The organism is Alteromonas sp. PRIM-21 (assembly GCF_027563165.1).
In the GTDB taxonomy this organism is placed as follows: domain Bacteria; phylum Pseudomonadota; class Gammaproteobacteria; order Enterobacterales; family Alteromonadaceae; genus Alteromonas; species Alteromonas macleodii_A.
Window position 1 is genome coordinate 494,951 of the sequence record NZ_JADOEK010000002.1, and the last position, 17,854, is coordinate 512,804.

The following is a 17,854-nucleotide window of genomic DNA, read 5'->3' on the forward strand; positions in this document are numbered from 1 at the left end:
CATATATCAATACGTCTTCGATAGACTACAGAGCTGCTAGTAAATTATCCAGGCCAGATTTGAAGAGTGCTTGTGTTTCTTCATCGGCATTTACATTTAAGTACGAGCTAATTTGAGTGGCAAAGCTGGCAATCATATCAGTTGATAAGCCAAGCGCTTCAAACTGTTGCTTCAAATCATTTACAGATTTAAGTGTAGAGCTATATTCAGAGGCTTTATTCAGCAAGCCTGATAGTGACGAGCTAGAACTTGCAGCTGTATCACCGCTAAGTGACGGTACATTTTCAAGTAGGCCATCAATGCCAGGAATACTGTTTGCCAGCTGCGCGTAGTCACCGCTAGAAAGGTTACCTTGAACATAGTTCATAATAGAGGCAATGCCGCCTTCTGACTGGGTTTCAGATACATTGAGATTGTCAGAAACCGTGCCTACCAAGCTAGATAAGTCGATACCAGACGCAGCACTTGTCGCCATTTCAGTTAGGCTACTAGTAGTAACAGTTGAGTCAGCTTTCTTACCGCCTAAAAGGCCTTTAAGCTGGTCTATATTGGCGTTTGCGTTTGTTGTAAAGACGGTAAGAGCAAGCACAGCAGGTGCTAAAGCGAAACGGTTCATAGTAAGTTTCCTTGTTGTTAGCTCCCTCAACGCTAAGATAAATTGTCTATGTAATATACATATTGCCAATTAAATTTTGTAAAACGAGCATGGGTTTGTTGGTAAATACTAACATTCTATCCTAACGAAGCTTCAATTACTGTAGAGAAAGTGTAAAGAGCATTTACCAGTTCGCATAAATAGATCTATCAAATTATTAAGGCAGATTAACTTTAGCTATATAAGGATTTGGTTATTCTTTTACTCTATGAAAGCGGCTAGAGTTTTGAGTTTCAAATACTTCATGAGGTGTGCAGATTGTTCTATCGCTTTAACATCCTCTGAGGAATCAATTGCACATGAAAAGCGTTTTTCATTAAGGCAGTTCGCGCCCTTAGAACACATATCTGCTTTGGGAAAGCATTTTGTACCTCCGTAAATAAAACCATAGCTATCCATGTTCATCAGAAATATTGGTCGTTTTTCATCGTTAGACTTGCTTCCAATTAGGGGGCGCCCAAGAAAAGAGTTTTCCTCATTAATATTTAAAAGGGAAAGCAAAGTTGGCGCGATATCTAAATGACTTCTCGTTGTGTCGATTTGGCGCGGCGATGAGTTAGGGACATGAATTAGCATAGGGACTTTAAATAAAACTTCGAATTTGTCTTCAGGTGAAACGGTATCTTTGGGGTAAAAAGGTACCCCGTGGTCACCTGTTATTACGATGACCGATTGGTGGTAATATGCTTTTTGTTTGAGTTTGCTCCAAAACTCTCCTAGAGCAACATCTGCGTAATAAAGAGAACGTTGATAATTACCGTAGATATCGTCGTCCAATTCTTTTAGATGAGGTGGGAATTTAAACTCTTTGTAATCCCAATTAAATGGTTGATGGTTCGAAAGGGTTAATATTTCAGCGAAAAAAGGACTTGATTGCTGATCAAAATAATTTAAGGCAGTATCATACAGAATAGGGTCGGGAACACCCCACCCAATATCTTGCGCGTCACTATAACCATCACGTTCAAATAACTCTTTTGAGTAAATGTTGTCAAAGCCCAGAGACGGATGGAAAATTTCTCTATTGTAAAATTCTTTTGTGTTGCCATGAAACCAAGACGTTGTGTAACCATGCTTTTTCAATATGTGAGGTAAACACTTTCCGCGATAAACACCTTCGGAGCGTGCAAAAGGAGTAAGAAGGTTTCCATCTATAGAACTACATAAAATAGCTTGCTCAGACTTAATCGTTGCTCTAGATGTGGCATAATTGTTCGTGAACCAAAAAGACTCGTTTGCAATCTCAAGTAGATTGGGTGTTATTTCTTTCGACAATTCTTTAAACCGAGAGCTCTCTAATACAACAAGTATTACATTCTTCTTGTTAGGTAAATTTAGCGTCAATGGAGTTGTTGGATAAAAGGCTAAGGGGTTTACATTACTGTTTTTATGCTTGAGCCCCGGATAATTTAATATAAGTTGATCAAAGTTTTGCGAACTATACTCTTCTGGAAGTGCAACAAGCGTGTTTTTTCTAAGCGCTTTTGCAATTACCTTCGCTTTGTTTTCTGCGGCACTATCCTCTGACTCTGGTACAAGCCATAGTGCTATGGGTGTACTTCTAAAAAAGTACATTAGTGGGTTTTCAAGCTCAACGTCTTTTCTATCGTTATTCGGCAAGTTGAGTAGTTCATTAGTATCGTTTCGTGTTGTGTGAATGCTGATTAAAAATAACCCAGTCATAAAAGGTATCAAAAAGGATAAGACTCCCTTTTGCCACGAAAGGCGATGTAGTTTTTTAAATAGCGTTTTATGAAGGACTACGCTAATGGCACTGATAAATAGTATGAAGATTAAAGCAGGTGTGCTGTTGAAATTTTTGATCGCTAAAAAAAGCTCTCGATAAAGCTTAAGCGACTCGTAACTGATGTAGAGTCCATAAAAATCAAGATACTCTCTGGATGCCGAAGCAAAGATTGTTAAGCTTGTAAATGCGCAGATTACAAAAGCCGTAAATACAAACCTCTTACAATAATTAAAAAGTACTAAGAGACAAAATACAAAGCAACAGAGGGCCAGAGTATCGATCTGAAAATAAATGTCACTGTTTAAATAAAAGTCAAATAAACTAAATATTGCTAGGGGGGTTAGACTTAAGCCCGTGAATAAATAAATTGTTGCTCTAGAGGTTTGCATTAAGAGTTTCCATACTCTTCATCATATTGCGGTGTCAAAATAATACTAATTTGGCTAACAGTATTAAACTAATAATAAGTATAGATTTTTATAACGATGGATTGAAAACTTCAGCTTAAAACAAAACACTAAAAGGAGCGGTGTGCTCCTTTTAATATTCTGACTGATTGTTGGCCTTGCTTACTTTGTTTCTGGCGGAATGATTATACGCTCTACATCTAAAGATGCATTCTTTTCAGCATTCGTTGTATCGAGTTTCGGGCCCAGTTGATAGTCTAATTGGACGAGAAGCCCAGTTTGTCTGACGCCTTTGCCACCTTGAATACGTGGTTTGTATTTCCACTGTTTTAATGCCACTTTAGCACTTTTATCAAACACACCTGCCGGCTGAGATTTAACCACTTTTACATTATCTGTTGCGCCTGTTTCAGTGATGTCGAAAGACAGTACGACAAAGCCTTCAAGTTCATTTTGTTCTGCCTTTTCTGGATAGATGGGTGGAACGCGTTTAACGGGTGATGCTTCATTAACTTTTGATTTATCCATGTTGGCTTCAGCTTTTGGCGGTGGTGGTGGCACGTTAGCCAATGCGGTATTAATAGTCAGTAAAGCTGCAACAGAAAGTACGCTCGCTGCCAGTACTTTATTGCTGCGCATAGGTTGTTTTATAGCATTTAAACGTTTGATCATAGTCGTCTTTTCTCCAAAGGTTGGGTACAAAGTTATAGTGCGTGAACAATGCTCGGCACACTGCACAAGTGCTTTTGCATAGGTGAGTTTTTCCTTCTCTGTCTTGTTTTTTAGTACAGCATCATCACAAGCCAGCTCTTGATTTATTCTGAAAGACTTAAGCGCAAGCCAAACTAGTGGATTAAACCAAAATAGTATGGCTATAGTGAGTGCTAGCGTATTCCACAGGTGGTCATAATGTTTGCGATGAACGTTTTCATGTTCCAATACCAGTGTCTGTTGCTGCTTTGAGAACGTGCTTTTAAATGAAAAGGGAATAAGCACTTTTGGCGCGATGAATCCAAACAGCATAGGGGTGGCTGCTTTACTTGAATAGTAGGCATTGGTGTGGATTGCGCGTCGCTTCCCTATCGATGTCCATGTTGTAATATGATGTACTAAAACATAGGCAGTGATAATGCTTGCGCCTATGGCCCAAAGAGTAAACCAAGTTTCGAACGCAACAGTATTCACTGCAGGTTTAACACCCACTACATAACGAGAAAAGCTATTTGATGGGATGCTAACCATCGACTGCGGAAGGTTATTAACTATCAAGCTGCCTGGTATCAACGCCCATAGCTTATACGTTAACGAGGCACCTAATTTAGATGTGAAAAAGTGCTCAGAAACAATGAGTAAAATGAGCGAGAGCGACAAAATACCTTGTTGAGCGATAATCCAATCAATCATTATTTTCTTCCCATTCTTTTATAAGGGCTTTAAGCTCGTTCACATCTTGCTTGGACAGCGAGTTTTGATTTGCAAACCCGGCGACCATAGGCGCGATTTTCCCTTTGAATAGCCGACTTACAAAACTTGTCGTTTCTTTTCTTGTATAATCTTCGCGAGCAATCAGTGGGTAATAAAGGTACTGGCGCTGCTGTTTTTCAAAGCCTAATACTTCCTTTTTTACCAAGCGACCCAATAGTGTTTTGACGGTTTTTTCATGCCAGTCTTTCTTATCGTTTAACCGTGAAACCACTTCACTTGATGTAGCGGGGTGGTCGTCCCACAGTACGTCTAGTACTTCAAATTCGGCGTTCGAAATTTCGGGTTTGTCTGACATTTTACTCATAGTGACCATATCTAATTTATTGATTACAGTTGTAGTCGATATATTTAGATTACACTTGTAATTCTAAAGCGCAAGGTTTTTTGTGTGTTTTTTAAACCAAGTTTGTAAGGGAAGAGAAATATATTCAGTGCTTTCGTATTTTAGAGCAGGGAAGTGCCTGAAAACGTGAGACAAAAAAAATAGGCTAACACGTGGGCATGGGCGTGACGTCGTGTTAAGAAAAAGCGTGTAGTTCTTTTTAGTAGAGCACGTTAAAGTTAAGTTCGTTTGACTCTAAAAATTCGCCTAAAATACGCGATTGTTGGTTTCCTCTTGGAACCATTACGTAACATGGTGGCTTAGGAGATACTTCCTGAAGGTCGTACCATAAGGTATCCAATACATCATTGCCGAATTTTAAAAAGGTTTCTCCCCAAGACGTTTTATAGATTACTGCTACATCTTCAACCGTGGCTTTTTGGCGTAAAGTTGGGAAATTCACAATAGAGAAGCATGCGGTTATACGCTCAGGTGCAAGTAGGTCGTTGCGGGGGAGGGACGACACTCTGACAGGCGGGAAATGCTTGCACAAGTGCTTGAGAAGGTCGTTGAGGTCTAATTCACTTATTTCGCCATAGTTATAATCTAGATAAACTTTACTGCGAGTATCAATTATTTTACTTGAAACCAACCATACCATTAGCGCAATCGCACTAGGCGCTTGGGATATTTTCTGTGCTTCATCAGTGATTCCGGATTTACTCAACAAATCACCGGCATAGGCAGACCATACTTCATCACCGTTTTTGAGCTGGCGCATAGCGATAGTGATTTTTTCGCAATAAAGGCTTTCGTCGAAGGCACGCCGAAGAAATTCTATTTTATCTTCTTTTTTTGCGTAATAGGTACTTAAGCGCCTGCCCAACACCGTCATGTCCTTTTCGTCCATAGCTTGCTGGTGGTCACTAAGCTCTTTAGAAATACGTCGATAGCACTTCAAAAGAAAACTATGGACACGGCGACTAAGTTGTACACGCTCACTAAACGTCCAATCTTGTTGGTTGTCTAAATGGTGAATTTGTTTTCGGCTCCACCCCCATTGTCTAGCATAGGACGCTAAAATCCGGCGTTTGAAGTTTGCCTTTTCTCCCTCAAAAAGCGGTTGGCTTAATGGGCATGCACATTTTAAGTACAAGCATTGCTGCAATATCTCAATGTCCTCGGGCTGTCCATTGGCTTTATAGTGGGTAATAAGTTCGTCAAACATCAATGCGTAAGGGTCAATGTCTGTGACGTGGCCCGGCGCTTCAACTCCACGATGAACATGTTTTTTTAGCAGATTGCAGAGTGGCTGCCCATGTGTGATATTGGCCAAGTAGACTTCAAGCTTCGCCATTTTCAAAACCGACTTGAACGGGGAGTCCATTGCTTTACCCAGTTGCCAAATGGCTGCACCAAATAGCTCACTGGCATCAAGTTTTTCTAAATGACCTAAATCCATAAACCAGTCTAAATCTGGTGAGCCGCCTTTTTCCAGACTGTTATAAATAGCATGATATTGCTTTTCGCTGGTTTTTTCTGGAGTAAGCCACCAAAAGGGCGCCTTGCCAGCTACTACAATATTGGTGTTGTAAAATTCTGCTTTTAGAAACAGTGCTTGTGCAGAGCCGGCGCTTTCACCTTCAGCAATACCGAAGTCATTTTCCTTTACTTTATCAATCTCTGACAAAAAGAAGTGAACTTCAATGCCAAAGGTGTGTTCCGCCCATTTTTCAATAGCAGTTAGCTTTTGTTGTAGTAAGGAAAGTTCAGTTTCTGAAAAGCGACTGCCTTCAATGCATACCCAAAAATCGAAGTCCGAGTCATCGGTTTGCGCAATAGTGCCCACGCTCCCCATGAGTACGAGTGACTCAATGGCTCGCTGTCTAGGCCAGATCTGCTTAATATTAGAGAACAGGTGATTCTCAGCTGGGAAACATCTTAAAAGCGCTTTTTCTATATCAGGCCTAAAAGAATAGTTATTAATGCCAAAAGGTACGCTTTCGCCCGACGAATGCGGCGCAATATAACCAGGAAGCGCTTCGTGATTTACGTGAACGAGAAATGGAAGCACATGAAAAAGTGGTTTGTGCTTATCAGGCATGAGGGTGAGCGCGCGTTCGATGCGGGCTTTGTTATACCTTAATACACGCAATAACCTAATGGTAAGGTTTTGCTGAACGGAAAGCGGCTGCTGCGTTGCCATTATGTTAATCTGCACTTCTTCATGCCGCCAAGCATAACGCTAATTCGCGTCGACTTCCTCTATTTTTGAAAACTAGATAAACGTGGTCGTGGAATCGATGTTGTGCAGTAAGCCATCATTTACCAAGTGAACCCATTGTGCCATCGATAAGTCCAAGCTTCTTTTTACCAAAAGGTGTTTCACAATTGACTTGGCGTGTTCTTAGGTAACGTAATTTCAACCCTGAGTCCGCTTTGTTCTGGACTTTGCATTACAAGTGTTCCGCCATGCTTTTCCACTGCTTTTAGCGCAATGGTTAAACCCAGCCCAAAACCCTCAGTATGCATCTGATTTCCCGCTCGGTAAAACGGCTGCATTAACTTTTCAATTTCATTGTTATCTACGCCTACGCCATTGTCTTCAACAACAATGACAACATTTTCAGTATCAGCAGAGACGTTTACAGATACCGGCTGCCCTTTGTCGGAATACTTACATGCATTGCCTACGATGTTGTCTAACGCCTGGTGCAGCGCTTCTGGAAACCCGTTTATTATTGCATCGTTTTCACGAGACTCGCTAAATTCTAGTGAAGTTGGGATGCCTGGATAGTTAATAGCCATATCGTCCAAAACACGATTGCATAACGCAATAACATCGCAAGGTTCAGCTTTCTGTGGAGTATGCTCTAGCGTTGAAAAGTTCAGAATTTGCTGAATGAGTTGGTCCATTCGATGGCAGTCATTGTGTATCTGCAAAACGTGTTTGTTATCTGGTTGATGCTGTTCGATTATTGCTGCTGACGTTTGAAGCCGAGCTAGTGGTGCGCGCAATTCATGGGACACGTCGTGCAATAACCTTTTCTGGGCCTCTATAGCATCAGCGGTTTTACGAACCATGAAATTTATATCGGCTGCCAAGTCACTGAGTTCGTCTCCGCGAGAAAGCAGCTGAGAGGGAACCTGCGACGCTGTTTGGTCGTTGGCGTATTTTCGACTAAAGGCGCCTAAATACTTAATCGGCTTTACAATGCTCCAACTAAGTAGGGCGCTTACTAATGCCGAGGCTAAAAATATAAATACAAACTGCACTGACTGAAAGCGGCTTAATACATGTTTATAGATTCGCGGCGTTTGCGGTTGTCTTAATTGAACGATGTACTGCGTGTTTGAAGGGCCATAGATTTCACGTGTTACCCGTTGGTCCTCAGGCACCTTATTCATTCTGTAGTGATAAATTGCATCGCCATCTACCGAGGATATTAGCATGGGGATTAGCTGGTTTTCTCGACCATTTCTACGTTTAATCCACTCTTTAATCTCGTTTCTAGCTCTGCCTTTTGTAAACGTTTCATGCTCGTATCGCCATACAATTCTTTCTGCCTGATTGGTCGCATCGTCAAAAAAACGTTTGGTATAGTTACTTGAGGTGTATTCATTTACTAAGACGTAGCCAGTTGCCGCCATAACCGCTAAACTGGCTATCCAAAAAGCAACAAAAATTCGCCAGAACAAGCGCTTAATCCCTAAGTTGGCTTTTATGTCCGACCATTTGATGTTACTTATCATTACCCAAACCTTCTATTCTGCTTGCTGAGGTACGGTTAGCATTTGATAGCCAACACCGCGGACAGATTGAATAACGTTAGTAACCCCTGCAGCTGAGAGCTTCTGACGAATTCGGCTAACGTGAACATCCATTGCTCTATCATAGGCTTCCAATGGACGTTTCAATACTTCTTGCGTCATCTCCTGCTTAGAAATGGTTTGCCCTACACGCTCCATTAGGTAGCTAAGTGCGTTGAACTCAGCCCCCGTTAACGCAACGGATTTCCCATTAACGGTGGCCTGGCGTGCGCCGGTATCTAAATGAATACCATGTAGCTCGCTTGGCGAAGCGGCAGGCGTTGTTTTCAAGTACTGGGTTCTTCGGATGATAGCGCGGATACGAGCGCCAAGTTCTCTTGGGTTACAAGGCTTAGGAAGGTAATCATCAGCACCCAGTTCAAGGCCTACAATTCGGTCTATGTCATCACCACGGCCTGTTAGCATTAGAATTGGGGTTTGCTTTTCGGCTCTCACTGATTTCAACACATCAAGGCCCGACATACCAGGCATCATAATATCTAGCACTACGGTGTCGTACTGATCGGTATTGAGTAGTGTTTCTATTGCTTCATCGCCGCTGTGAATTGCATCAACACGAAAACCGTCCCCTTCTAAAAACTCTTGGAGTAGGGCACATAAGTCTTTGTCATCGTCGACGAGTAAAACGTTTATTTTGTCATTTTCCATGCCCGAATATTACCCTCTATTAATTAAAGTGTTTTTCAACTTTACCGAACTTTACACTAGCTTAACCCTACTTATCGATTGATTCACGCATACTTAATTCCGTTGATTAAACAACATTATTTTCTAACGTCATGCATAAACATGGCAAAACAAGTAGGAAGATTAAGATGAAAAAATTAATTACCGGTGTTTTATTAAGTGCATGTATCGCAACCACTGCTTACGCAGGTGGTAAGAATTCAGATGAACGTAGAGGTGGAGATTTCTTACCTTTGCATAAAATGGAAAGAGTACTTGATCTAACTGATGAGCAAATAGCGCAGTTTGAAGCATTAAAAGACGAGCTTAAAGCAGAGCGTCAGACTAAAAGAACCGAAATGGGTGAAGAAGGTAAGCGCAGAAAGATGAATGCTCTAGCGGGCTTAAACCCTGATGACGCTGACTATCAAGAAAAGGTAAATGCGATTGCAGAGCAAAAAGCTGAAAAAGTAAAAGCGCGTTTTCTTAAGCGTGCTGAACTTCGCATGAAAGTAGCGGACATTCTAACCGATGAGCAGCTTGAAAAGTTCGATAATATGAAAAAGAAACGTGGCAAAAAGCAGCGTCAACATAGCTAATTTATGCCATGTTTAATCAGTAAAAAGCGCCTTTATGGCGCTTTTTTGTTTACGAACTTTATAGTGTTGTCAGCATTTGTTTTAAGAGAGCAGCGTGGGTCTCAACCTTGATAAAGGAGTTTCGCTAGTTCTGACTAACTCTTGCTGGATATTGTTCAAGCAAACTTGTTACTAGTTCATCGAGCTTATTTTGAATACTAATACTGTCTTTAGACTCGAGTTCAACGCTGCCCGATGCGCTATAAATAAACTTCCCATCTTTTACTATATCTATTTGAAGACCTTGTTGGAAAGAGGTTTGCTCACCCACAGGTATGCTAAATATACTGCCGAGAGAAATGCCTCCAGAGCGCCCAAAGGTCCCAGTACCCAACCCTAAATTTAACGTGGTTCCATCTTCTTTTGTGGTAGTGGAAGGAAGGTAACCTACTGACACATCGGCGTTGTTTTCTGTTGTTGGCGTTAAACCTTTGGTAATTAAACGCTCGGTTATGGTTGAAGATAAATGGTTAGCAAGAGTTTCATTGATAGGGTTTAGTGGCGCTTGGACATAAAAAGTTTTAATGTCAGCAAAGTTTTGTGTGTCATCTACGCTGACTTGAGGTTTGCTGGCGCACCCAACAACTAACGCTAAACTTAACAACGACAATAAGGCTGACTTAATACCATACTTCTGTTGCCAAAACCCTTTGTCACATCTTATTGAAGTGCTACTTCGCATAATAAACTCTCTCCAAATTACTGCTGTAAAAAGGTTACTTAGTCAGCAGATAGGTTTAACTATTTCTAACTTTAACGACAGAATACCCTGTTTTAGATCTGAATTAACACACAACTGGGGCAATAAGCGCCAACCTTTTACTCACTGAGCGTAATTCGCTGAATTGTCGTCACTCGTCGTCGAATTGTGCTCTGCTAAGGTATTTAAACCGTATGCTTTGTTATCAAATGCTGCTTACTCCGTTGCCAATATGCATGCCAAAGCGCACGCTTAAACGTCTACGGTAAGCGAGCGACTATGTTTTAAGAAAAAACTTAAAGGGTAAAGGATATGCATATTAAACGAATTAAGCGCACGTTAACTGTAACTGCGATAGCGGCAGTTTTTTCTATTAATGCAGCAGCACACGAAGCACATGATTCTCAAGTTGAATTGGTCGGCGACATTAAAGGCACACAAATTACTGGCGTGACGGTAAGTAACGATGGGCGAGTATTTGTGAACGCGCCCAATTGGCGAGATGGTGTAAGTTTTTCTGTGGCTCAGGTTGCCGATAACGGAGAGTTTGTGGCATATCCTAATAATGAAACAAACGAGTGCGTAGCGCAAAGCGAGGTGAGGAAGAATTGCTTTTTAGCCGTGCAGTCAGTGGTTGCCCACAAAGACAAGCTGTATGTTTTAGATACTCGAAACCCTAAGTTTAACGGGGTAGTTGATGCACCTCGTTTGTTTGTCGTTGACTTAGCCTCAAACGAAATCGAAGGAACCTTAATCCTTAGCGAAGATGCATATCACTCTGATTCTTACATAAATGATTTACGCGTAGACGAGAATAATAATCGTATATACATGACGGATTCGGCACATGCAGGCTTAGTAGTCTATAACCTTGATGACAATACCAGCTATCGTATTTTAGATAATCATGAAACCACAAAGGCTGAGGTAGAGTCTTTAAGTATTGAAGGCAAGCCTTTCAACATGACCGTTCAATCAGACGGCATCGCGTTAGATACGTTGAACGACACATTATATTTCCATGCTTTGTCGGGTTATTCAATGTATGCCATTAATACCTCTGATATAAAGAAAGCATCAAATGAGGTATTGGCTGAAAAGGTGCGAAAAGTCGCTACAACAGGTGCGCCAGATGGCATGATTTATCACGAGGGCAACGTCTATTTAGCTGACTTAGAAAAGCAAGAGGTGCAGTATCTTACACCGAGCCTCGACCTTCGCACACTTGTAAAAGGCGATGTGGTGAACTGGGCTGATACATTTAGTATTTATAACGGTTCGCTTTACTATACCAATAGCAAAATACAAGATGCTGGCAGCGATGTAAGCGACATGACGTTCGAAGTATATAAAACAGCGCTACCTGCGCGTTAAGGTTTGAGTAACATGGAAATGATTATGACGAAAGTGAACAGCAAAGCGGCTCTTGTTTTGGCAGTAGCGTTCTTTATGACAGGGGAAGTGTCAGCTAAATCAGATTTTGAATATGGACCAGTGTTTAGCTCTTTCGGAAAGCATGCGCCTGTGGAAGGCATCAGTTTTACTGAAAATCAGGCATTCAAGGTTGCATTTGACGTAGCCAAAGCAGCAAAACCAGGAGAGGTTAACCGAAAGTTTGAGTCGCTGGCTCGGTTTATCAATATGCACGTAGCTAACGGCGTGAAACAGGAAAACCTTTCCCTTGTGCTCGTAGTTCATGGCTCTGCCACAGAAGAAATGCTTAAAACAGCGAACTTTAAGCAGCGCAAGGGGCAACCTAACGGTAATGAAGTGCTGCTGACTGAACTAATGAAACAAGGCGTTGACGTTATAGTTTGCGGGCAGTCAGCTGCAGCCCATGGCGTTGAAAAAAACGCTTTGATAGAAGGTGTAAAGATGGACCTATCAGCCATGACTGCCCACGCGCGCTTAGCGCAACAGGGGTATTCGATTAATCCTTTTTAGTTTTTTTTGGTATTCGTAAGGATTGCGTTGTTAAGAGTATATGGTCTTATGCGGAAACCTAAAATTGGAGACAGGACACTTGAAATAACCTTTGCGCTAGAGAGAAGGACATTCAATGCATTAACAGATGACTTAAAGTTGCGGGCTACACCAGACAGGTTCGCGTTGGGCCCACAATTTTTAGTCCTGTTGATTTGCCTTTTTTAGTTTTACTGGGATTTCCCAAGTTCTTTTAATACTTTGCATTGATTCAACGAACTCGAAACTAGCCTCCCAAAAATATTTGTTTTCTGAAATAAACGCTTTGTTTGTCGGCTGCTTACCATGCGGGATAACAAAACTGAATTCTAAGATTGTTCTACCGCCTACATAATTGACTTCTGTTGTGGCACTGGATACCCAAACTATATCTTTTCGGCTGTCGTCCCCCCTCATTGTGCGGTGCCATAGAGTAATTGATATCTCTTTAACTCTATTAAAATTTGGCTGTAAAATTTCAATAGAGCCTTTGAATTCCTTGCCAATTGTGCAGACTGACGGGGTCAGTGTTAACGGTGTTTTGCCCAGTTTAGAAAATTTCCGCTTCTGATAAGCGCCGATCACCCATAGAAGAATCGAGAACGAAAAAAAGCCCGCAAAAAATAAGTATAGAGAAGGCGAGTTTGATTTAGTTGATGTAAAAAGAAGCGTCATTGCAGCAAAAAAACAAATAACGCCAAAAATGTGAATGGCAACACCAGTTTTACTTTCTTTGCTATGTATAACTTTATTGCGTTTATCCAAAAATCTTATTCCTTTAAAAATCGCCATGTCTAAATCTAAAAGCTTATTACTGAAACTTCATAGTAATACTCATCTCCCATAAAAATACACAACCAGTGTTTAGGCTGCAAACTTCCGAGTTGTGCCAAAAGCTGCCTTTCAAATATTTGTAATTAAACGGCCGAAAGTACATATAGCCGCCGCTGAAGAGGAATGCTTAGACATTTCAGTTATCTTTGTCTCAATTATTTAGATCTTTTCTTAACAGTTTAGCAATGTGCCACATATCCTGATCACCGTAATATTTTAACGAATTTCCCGTATGAACTATTACTATTTGCAAGTCTGGTATGACGTAAATATTTTGACCAAGATTACCTGTTGCAAAAAACTGCTTTGTGCCATCGCAATTAACATGACCCCACCAATGAAAACTGTAATATGTTCTCTCACAATTATTGTTATTGAACCAGTCTGGATACATATCCGGCGAAGAGTTAGAAATTTCAGAAAGGCTTTGCTTTACCCATGACGCTGATATTAACTGCTTTCCCTGCCACTCGCCCTTATTAAGATACAACATACCAAACCTCGCGTAATCAATAGCTCTAGCTATCAAACGGCTGGGCATGTATTCAAAACCAGATTCCCTGCTGTCTAGTGAGAAAAATGCATCGTATTCCATAATCTGTTGCCATAGTTTTTCTTCTAGGTAATTAGATACGGTTTTACCCGTAGCATTTTCAATAATTATTCCTAGAAAACTAGTATTGTAATTGTTGTATTCGAAAAGCTCTCCGGGGGGATTTTCAACTTCGATACCGTTGAGCAACCTATCTCGCATATAATTGTGATAATACCCAACAGCCTCGTCGTGCCAAGGTGAATGAATATTGGTAAAAGGAATATAGTGAGTCGTATATTTCAATCCTGATCTCATTTCCAATAAATGACGAATAGTGATGCTATTAAACCTAATGTCTCGCTCAGCTAAAATCGGTATATATTTTACAATTGAGTCATCAACACTTTCGATAGCGCCTTCATCAATCGCTACCCCAATTAAAAACGATATAAATGACTTAGCCATTGATTGAGAGTGAAAAAAGGATTCCCTTGAAAAACCATTAAAGTATTTTTCGTAGAGAATTTCGTCGTTACGTATGACGATAAGAGACGTAGTTTGAGACTTCAAAGCCCAGTCGTCGAAAGAATTGAAACCAGATACTTCTAGTCGTCTGTTAAATAGCGACTCAATATATTGCTCTCGGGATTTCGATTGGAATTTTGACGGTGAACTACTCTTTTCAATCGAACGCTTAGGGAAGAATTGATAATCGTTAATATCTGCAACATGCATTGTTACTAAACGAAAAACATACGTAGGTGAATATTGTATGGAGAGCAGTAATGCAAATGCGCAGACAATAGCAAAAAAGAATATCGTTAACGAGATTACTAATTTTTTCACAAACATTCCCTGTTATTCTTTTTTTGTCCCATCAAAATAATACGCGATCACCAGTATCTGTAAACTATCCGGTCGCCAACCCGATGAAAGAAATCGTAAATTTGGTCCATGCGAGTGTCCGCGTATTGTGTGGAGTTCAATCGATGGGTGTAACAAAATACGCGAACACTCGCCTTAGTAACTTCCAAGGTCCGCTTAAGCCTTGAGTTCAATTAATTACCGCTTCACGTACGTTTCAGCCAGTTAGCATAGGGTGCTTTTTGAGACAAGGAGCGAAAGTTCAACCAGCGTCTTTTTTCAGAGTATTTGCCAGTGAGAATAGGCCGTTAGCTCCACCTTTCAAAATTATTGTCGCTGTGGCAAACATGATCTCAACGCCACCTCAGGTGGTACAGGCTTAAATCTGCAGGTTTATCAGAAGGTATAAAGCGGCAGCTCGCCCCAACTTTGCGCGATAGACGCACTATTAATTGTCAGAAAATGTACGAAGTAGCTTAAGCATATGATACCTGCCCAAACGCAATAATCTTCTCAAATGGCGTGGTGTCGGGTAATGTACCAAAAGCAAAGCCACTCGCGTTGCCAAGTCTAGATTCACAGAACGTGTGGGCAATATCGATAAGGGCGTCGTTGTTATCGAGTGCCGTGGCAAGAAGAGAACATGCTTGTAGCGCTAGTGCCATTTGTTCTGTTAAATATCGGCTACGCGTTTCCATATTCTGTGTATTAGATAGCTCGTCAAACAGCTTACTAAGGTAAATATCATAGTGCTTATTTTTGCCTGCCTGTATTTTAAGTTCGTTAAACAGGGCTTCTTTCACATTAGGCTCCTTAGCAAGAGCTCGCAATACATCCAAGCATTGAACGTTTCCACTGCCTTCCCAAATAGAATTGAGTGGGGCTTGACGGTAATAACGGGGCATAGGGTTTTCTTCTACGTAACCAATACCACCTAAACACTCTTGTGCTTCGTTAACAAACATAGGTGTGCGCTTACAAATCCAGTATTTTCCAATTGCCGTGGCCAGCCTCGCCAATGCTGCTTCATGGCTATTATTCAGTGTACTGTCTACCGCTTTTGCCACGCGCATAGTGAGTGCGGTAGCAGCTGCGCATTCTATCGTTAGGTCTGCCAACACATTTTGCATTAAAGGCTGTTTGATTAGCGTTTTGCCGAAGGCATCGCGGTGACTTACGTGGTGTAAGGCGTGAACCAGCGACTGCCGCATAAGAGCGGATGAACCAATCATGCAGTCTAATCGAGTTAATGAAACCATATCGATGATTACCGGCACGCCACGACCTTCGTCGCCAATTAAATATGCCGTGGCGTCCTGAAATTCAACTTCAGAAGAGGCATTGCTCCAATCGCCTAACTTGTCTTTTAAACGCTGAATTCGAACGTTATTCAGTTCACCGTTTTCTAATACCCTTGGCAGCAAAAAGCAGCTTAAACCGCCTTCAGCTTGTGCAAGTATAAGATGCGCATCGCACATGGGGGCAGAGAAAAAGAACTTGTGCCCAACGATATTATAGCTGCCATCACTTTGTTTATACGCTGAAGTGGTATTACGCCTAACATCTGAACCCCCTTGTTTTTCAGTCATCCCCATACCAATAGTCAGCCCGTGTTTTTGACACGCCGGTAAAGCGCGAGGGTCGTACTCGCCATTAATGGTTTTTTCCAAGTAGTACGTCGGTAAGTTTTTACCATACCGCATGGCGGGGATCGCTGCGTGTGTCATAGTCAGTGGGCAAGAAGTACCAGACTCAGCTTGATAGTGCATATACATTAGTGCTGCCCGGATGGTATGTGCTCCACCAATACCTTCATGCTTCCACGAATAGTTATGCACATTGTGTTGCATTGCACTTTCCATAAGCGCGTGATAGCTAGGATGAAACTCTACATTGTCTGTACGACGGCCATAGCGATCAAAGGTATGAAGAATTGGCTTATTTTTGTTAGCGAGTTCTCCATGGTTCATAAGTGCATCACCTGCAAGTTGACCATAGTTGTCTAACAAACCTTCATCGTGCTGATGGGATGGAGGCAAGTGCTGGTTTACAAACACGCGTAGCAACGCATCATCACGCCATAAATTGTAGGGGGCAGAAATGGTGGGTTGGTTTTCTACAAGGTGCGTAACAAATCGATTAGATGAAGTCATGGCATTTCCACTCAATGAATATGTAAAGCGTATCGTTGTCTTTGAGCTTTACATTAAATTATTACACTAGAATATTACGGCAATAGTTTAAAAGTAATAAATTATGTAATGTTTGTGCCTGGCCTGTGTTTATATAATGATGGAAGCACACATGGCTGAGCTTATACCGTGTAAGCAATCAGGTAAGTTGGAACTGAAGTTATTGCTTAGCCATCGCTTAGCCAATATCTGAGACAAAGAAGTAAATAGAGTTTGCAATTAGAAAAAGAGAAAAAGCCCGTTGCAAGAAAGCTACTGTTAAAGCTTTTGGGCTCCCGTGACAATATTAAAATGAATGCTAGTGCAGCCGTTCGTGTGGGAGCTCTGTTTGGTATTTCTGAAAACAACATTCGAGTGACGCTAACCCGCTTACAGTCTGCACAGCTCATCACCTTGGTTGATAGGGGGGACTATAAACTGGCTGACAAGGGGATTAGGTTTGCTAAGGAAATACATCAGTGGCGAGAGGATGAAAATGGGCTTGTACCTTGGCAGAACGATTGGGTTATTGCTCAAACCAGTTTACTCCCTAAAAGTGATAAAAAGCAGCTGAGGACTACTGAACGTGCACTTAAACTTGTGGGTATGATGAAACTTGCAAGTGATATGTATATTAGGCCGAACAATTTTTCAGGTGGTGTAAGTGAGGTGCGAGACAAACTTCACACTCTTGGTCTATCAGGCAAAGCACTTGTGTTTAGCGCCAGCGATTTTGATAATCAAACGCAAGCCAAGGCTATGAAACTATGGAGTCACCTAAACTTAGAGGCGCTTTATAAAGTCGGATGTAGTGCAATAGAGAAATCTCTTGCCCGCATACCTACTTTACCCCTTGAAGAAGCCACTAAAGAGTCTTATGTGATAGGAGACAGAGCGTTATACCACTTGGTGTTTGACCCTTTACTGCCTTCACCATTTGTAGATGTGGCGATGCGAGAGCGCTACCGTAACCTTGTAAAAAAATACGATGATATGGGCGCACAAATATGGCTTCGCTTTTTAGACCAAAATTAGGT

The 17,854-nt window shown here is 41.4% G+C and carries 15 protein-coding genes; 4 read left to right on the forward strand and 11 right to left on the reverse strand.

Annotation, left to right across the window (positions count from 1 at the left end; all coding sequences use genetic code 11):
* Positions 1 to 25: 25 nt before the first annotated feature.
* The 7 genes from IW644_RS06500 to IW644_RS06530 form a co-directional block, all read right to left on the reverse strand.
* Positions 26 to 616 carry a DUF2780 domain-containing protein gene (locus IW644_RS06500; RefSeq protein ID WP_269916922.1) on the reverse strand — a complete coding sequence of 197 codons (591 nt, stop codon included), beginning with the start codon at positions 614 to 616 and terminating at the stop codon, positions 26 to 28.
* A 240-nt stretch (positions 617 to 856) separates the two neighbouring features.
* Positions 857 to 2,791 carry an LTA synthase family protein gene (locus IW644_RS06505; RefSeq protein WP_269916923.1) on the reverse strand — a complete coding sequence of 645 codons (1,935 nt, stop codon included), beginning with the start codon at positions 2,789 to 2,791 and terminating at the stop codon, positions 857 to 859.
* A 180-nt stretch (positions 2,792 to 2,971) separates the two neighbouring features.
* On the reverse strand, positions 2,972 to 4,213 hold the full coding sequence (locus IW644_RS06510) for a M56 family metallopeptidase (RefSeq protein WP_269916924.1): 1,242 nt from the start codon (positions 4,211 to 4,213) through the stop codon (positions 2,972 to 2,974).
* Positions 4,206 to 4,598 (reverse strand): BlaI/MecI/CopY family transcriptional regulator, encoded by a 393-nt coding sequence (locus IW644_RS06515; RefSeq protein WP_269916925.1) that lies wholly within the window; start codon positions 4,596 to 4,598, stop codon positions 4,206 to 4,208. The genes IW644_RS06510 and IW644_RS06515 overlap by 8 nt, the downstream gene beginning before the upstream one ends.
* Before the next feature lie 238 nt (positions 4,599 to 4,836).
* The gene (locus tag IW644_RS06520; protein WP_269916926.1) at positions 4,837 to 6,822 is read right to left on the reverse strand and encodes a class I adenylate cyclase; all 1,986 of its coding nucleotides are present in this window, start codon (positions 6,820 to 6,822) and stop codon (positions 4,837 to 4,839) included.
* 179 nt (positions 6,823 to 7,001) lie between these two features.
* Positions 7,002 to 8,369, reverse strand: a complete 1,368-nt coding sequence (locus IW644_RS06525; protein WP_269916927.1) for a HAMP domain-containing sensor histidine kinase — start codon at positions 8,367 to 8,369, stop codon at positions 7,002 to 7,004.
* A 12-nt stretch (positions 8,370 to 8,381) separates the two neighbouring features.
* Positions 8,382 to 9,095, reverse strand: coding sequence for a response regulator transcription factor (locus tag IW644_RS06530; protein ID WP_179984162.1), 714 nt, complete (start codon positions 9,093 to 9,095; stop codon positions 8,382 to 8,384).
* 167 nt (positions 9,096 to 9,262) lie between these two features.
* On the opposite strand from IW644_RS06530, the gene IW644_RS06535 reads away from it, so the two are divergent.
* Positions 9,263 to 9,712: a Spy/CpxP family protein refolding chaperone gene (locus IW644_RS06535; protein ID WP_269916928.1), complete on the forward strand. Its 450-nt coding sequence runs from the start codon at positions 9,263 to 9,265 to the stop codon at positions 9,710 to 9,712.
* A gap of 124 nt (positions 9,713 to 9,836) precedes the next feature.
* Here IW644_RS06535 and IW644_RS06540 read toward each other — a convergent pair whose 3' ends face one another.
* Positions 9,837 to 10,433, reverse strand: a complete 597-nt coding sequence (locus IW644_RS06540; protein ID WP_269916929.1) for a DUF4136 domain-containing protein — start codon at positions 10,431 to 10,433, stop codon at positions 9,837 to 9,839.
* Between the two features lie 330 nt (positions 10,434 to 10,763).
* Between IW644_RS06540 and IW644_RS06545 the strand changes: the two genes are divergently transcribed.
* Both IW644_RS06545 and IW644_RS06550 read left to right on the forward strand, forming a co-directional pair.
* On the forward strand, positions 10,764 to 11,825 hold the full coding sequence (locus IW644_RS06545; protein WP_269916930.1) for an L-dopachrome tautomerase-related protein: 1,062 nt from the start codon (positions 10,764 to 10,766) through the stop codon (positions 11,823 to 11,825).
* A 24-nt stretch (positions 11,826 to 11,849) separates the two neighbouring features.
* Positions 11,850 to 12,395, forward strand: a complete 546-nt coding sequence (locus IW644_RS06550; RefSeq protein WP_269916931.1) for a DsrE family protein — start codon at positions 11,850 to 11,852, stop codon at positions 12,393 to 12,395.
* A gap of 180 nt (positions 12,396 to 12,575) precedes the next feature.
* Here IW644_RS06550 and IW644_RS06555 read toward each other — a convergent pair whose 3' ends face one another.
* The 3 genes from IW644_RS06555 to IW644_RS06565 form a co-directional block, all read right to left on the reverse strand.
* A complete protein-coding gene (locus IW644_RS06555; protein ID WP_269916932.1) occupies positions 12,576 to 13,178 on the reverse strand; it encodes a hypothetical protein in 603 nt (200 codons plus the stop codon).
* Positions 13,179 to 13,398: 220 nt separating this feature from the next.
* Complete coding sequence (locus IW644_RS06560; protein ID WP_269916933.1) at positions 13,399 to 14,628, reverse strand: serine hydrolase domain-containing protein; 1,230 nt, start codon at positions 14,626 to 14,628, stop codon at positions 13,399 to 13,401.
* Between the two features lie 494 nt (positions 14,629 to 15,122).
* Positions 15,123 to 16,799: an acyl-CoA dehydrogenase family protein gene (locus IW644_RS06565; protein WP_269916934.1), complete on the reverse strand. Its 1,677-nt coding sequence runs from the start codon at positions 16,797 to 16,799 to the stop codon at positions 15,123 to 15,125.
* Positions 16,800 to 17,051: 252 nt separating this feature from the next.
* Here IW644_RS06565 and IW644_RS06570 point away from each other — a divergent pair, with 252 nt between their 5' ends.
* Positions 17,052 to 17,852 (forward strand): PaaX family transcriptional regulator, encoded by an 801-nt coding sequence (locus IW644_RS06570; protein WP_269916935.1) that lies wholly within the window; start codon positions 17,052 to 17,054, stop codon positions 17,850 to 17,852.
* The last annotated feature ends 2 nt before the right edge of the window (positions 17,853 to 17,854 follow it).

What these genes read in the sequence shown, in the direction of transcription:
- IW644_RS06500 (WP_269916922.1), bottom strand. Translation starts at nt 616, where the DNA reads ATGAACCGTTTCGCTTTAGCACCTGCTGTGCTTGCTCTTACCGTCTTT.
- IW644_RS06505 (WP_269916923.1), bottom strand. Translation starts at nt 2,791, where the DNA reads ATGCAAACCTCTAGAGCAACAATTTATTTATTCACGGGCTTAAGTCTA.
- IW644_RS06510 (WP_269916924.1), bottom strand. Translation starts at nt 4,213, where the DNA reads ATGATTGATTGGATTATCGCTCAACAAGGTATTTTGTCGCTCTCGCTC.
- IW644_RS06515 (WP_269916925.1), bottom strand. Translation starts at nt 4,598, where the DNA reads ATGAGTAAAATGTCAGACAAACCCGAAATTTCGAACGCCGAATTTGAA.
- IW644_RS06520 (WP_269916926.1), bottom strand. Translation starts at nt 6,822, where the DNA reads ATGGCAACGCAGCAGCCGCTTTCCGTTCAGCAAAACCTTACCATTAGG.
- IW644_RS06525 (WP_269916927.1), bottom strand. Translation starts at nt 8,369, where the DNA reads ATGATAAGTAACATCAAATGGTCGGACATAAAAGCCAACTTAGGGATT.
- IW644_RS06530 (WP_179984162.1), bottom strand. Translation starts at nt 9,095, where the DNA reads ATGGAAAATGACAAAATAAACGTTTTACTCGTCGACGATGACAAAGAC.
- IW644_RS06535 (WP_269916928.1), top strand. Translation starts at nt 9,263, where the DNA reads ATGAAAAAATTAATTACCGGTGTTTTATTAAGTGCATGTATCGCAACC.
- IW644_RS06540 (WP_269916929.1), bottom strand. Translation starts at nt 10,433, where the DNA reads ATGCGAAGTAGCACTTCAATAAGATGTGACAAAGGGTTTTGGCAACAG.
- IW644_RS06545 (WP_269916930.1), top strand. Translation starts at nt 10,764, where the DNA reads ATGCATATTAAACGAATTAAGCGCACGTTAACTGTAACTGCGATAGCG.
- IW644_RS06550 (WP_269916931.1), top strand. Translation starts at nt 11,850, where the DNA reads ATGACGAAAGTGAACAGCAAAGCGGCTCTTGTTTTGGCAGTAGCGTTC.
- IW644_RS06565 (WP_269916934.1), bottom strand. Translation starts at nt 16,799, where the DNA reads ATGACTTCATCTAATCGATTTGTTACGCACCTTGTAGAAAACCAACCC.